The 1,898-nt window shown below is 34.6% G+C and carries 2 protein-coding genes; one reads left to right on the forward strand and one right to left on the reverse strand.

Annotated features, from left to right (window positions below):
* A partial coding sequence (locus G466_RS24180) for a tetratricopeptide repeat protein (protein ID WP_034236215.1) occupies window positions 1-553 on the forward strand: 553 nt, incomplete at its 5' end.
* 135 nt (window positions 554-688) lie between these two features.
* Here the strand turns inward: G466_RS24180 and G466_RS0118835 are convergent.
* Window positions 689-1,558: an AraC family transcriptional regulator gene (locus G466_RS0118835; RefSeq protein WP_026815001.1), complete on the reverse strand. Its 870-nt coding sequence runs from the start codon at window positions 1,556-1,558 to the stop codon at window positions 689-691.
* Window positions 1,559-1,898: the final 340 nt, after the last annotated feature.

Consider the following 1,898-nt stretch of genomic DNA (forward strand, 5'->3'; position numbering starts at 1 on the left):
GGCAACGGAAGGGAGGACGGTCTACCATGAGACCTGTGTGCGCTTAGCCATGCAGGCTTTGATGGCCAGGGACTACGATGAGGCTATTTTTTACGTAAAGAAAGCCAAATTATGGCCTAAAAACTTGGGGGTAGGAAAACATTACGATGTGGACGAGCGATTAGATAATTATCTTTTAGCCTTGGCCTATGAGAAGAAAGGGGATCAGGAAGAAGCTGAAAAGTATTTCAAGAGGATTATTGCACATCAAACTCCGGATTACCTAAATGAAAGCTCAAAATTGTACTTGCAGTTAATAGTACTTGAGAAACTTAAAAGCAAAGATCAAATCCAACTATTATTACAAAAGATATCAAAAGAACAAAGTGATAACAAATACTTGGAATGGGCGATTGTCCGATACAAGGGAGCTGATCATGAAGCTGTAAAGAAAGCCATACTAAGTTCAAATGAAAAGGTACATGCCTATGACACCAAATTCGTTGATGAGGAGTTTAAGCTTGTTTCAGATGTTATTGGGGCCTTTTCAAACATAGAGAACGATGAAAAATAAACTAAAATATCTAATTCCATGGCCTTTATAACATGTTTGGTGACATTTAGACTTGTCGTAATACCTGCAAAGGGCCAAGTGGTTAAATTCGATCTACCTTGTATATTACTATATTTTAAGAAAAGAAGACTGTAGTTATTTTTTGAGCTGTTCTTCCCGGAATCTCCCTGGAGTATTCCCAGTATGATTCTTATAAATCCTTGTAAAATAGGACAGATTCTCCAAACCTACTTTTTCTGCGATTTGCTTAAGAGAATTATTAGTGGTTAAAAGGAGTTGTTGTGCCCTTTCTATTCGTTTGGATTGAATATATTTATTGGGACGCATACCAAAATTTTCTTTGAATACCCGAGAAAAATAGTCCGTGTTTAAATGACAAAAATCGGCTAGTTGCTTCACTGATAGTGGTTCGTGAAGGTTAGCGTGAATGTGGTTTAACACCTTGCCAAATTCCTTTTTTAAGTTATTTTTCGTAGACTGTGAGTTGGGTTCCCCAATGAACCTCGATAGAAGTATCTTTAAAATAGCATGGGTTTCCATATAAGCGGAAAGACTTAATTCTTCGTTCTTTTTTTCAAAATCCATCAGCGTAGGCCTGTTGTCATATACCTTTGGATTATTGTTATCCAACTGCCTATTGGGATTTAATTCCAACAATCGCTTAAAATAATACAAATCCCTAGGAGTGGCCTTTGACTCATATATAAAGCTACTAAAATTAAATATAGAATAACCATTTTTTATATCTTCCGAACAGCTGATATAATATTGCTCGTGATAGTCATCGCATTTATATCTGCCAAATGTATAACTAGGTATTAAGTAAATGTGCTCTGACTTTAATTCAATTGCCCGGTTACTGTGATATACCATAGCACTGCCAGTTGTAATGTAATAAAGGCGAATAAATGGGCTAATAACATCATCAAAATCCCATAGGGGATCCAATTTTGCATACCCTACACTTAAAAGATCCAGCTTTAAAGATTGAAGTATTTTAGACACTATTAATGATTTGTCGGATTTGGAGTGAATCAAATTTAATAATAAATCCTTGTAAACGAAGACTTGATATCAAAATTTGAAGGTGAAAGTTATGGGTTATTATCTATTTTTAAAATATTTATGTCGGAAATGTACAATACTTGGACTGATTTGGACATTAATTGTGATTGCTTAAATTTTATCTTTGAAAATGTATTAAATTGAATGGTATATTATGGCAATAATTAAGAATATCCTTATTTATACTGGGTTTTTATTGGTTTTATCCTGTGGAGGACCCCAATTACCTGAATTGGTATCCCTGGAATATGACAAAATACCGAATCAGGTAGATTTTAAT

The sequence above is a fragment of the Arenibacter certesii DSM 19833 genome (assembly GCF_000429545.1).
GTDB lineage: Bacteria > Bacteroidota > Bacteroidia > Flavobacteriales > Flavobacteriaceae > Arenibacter > Arenibacter certesii.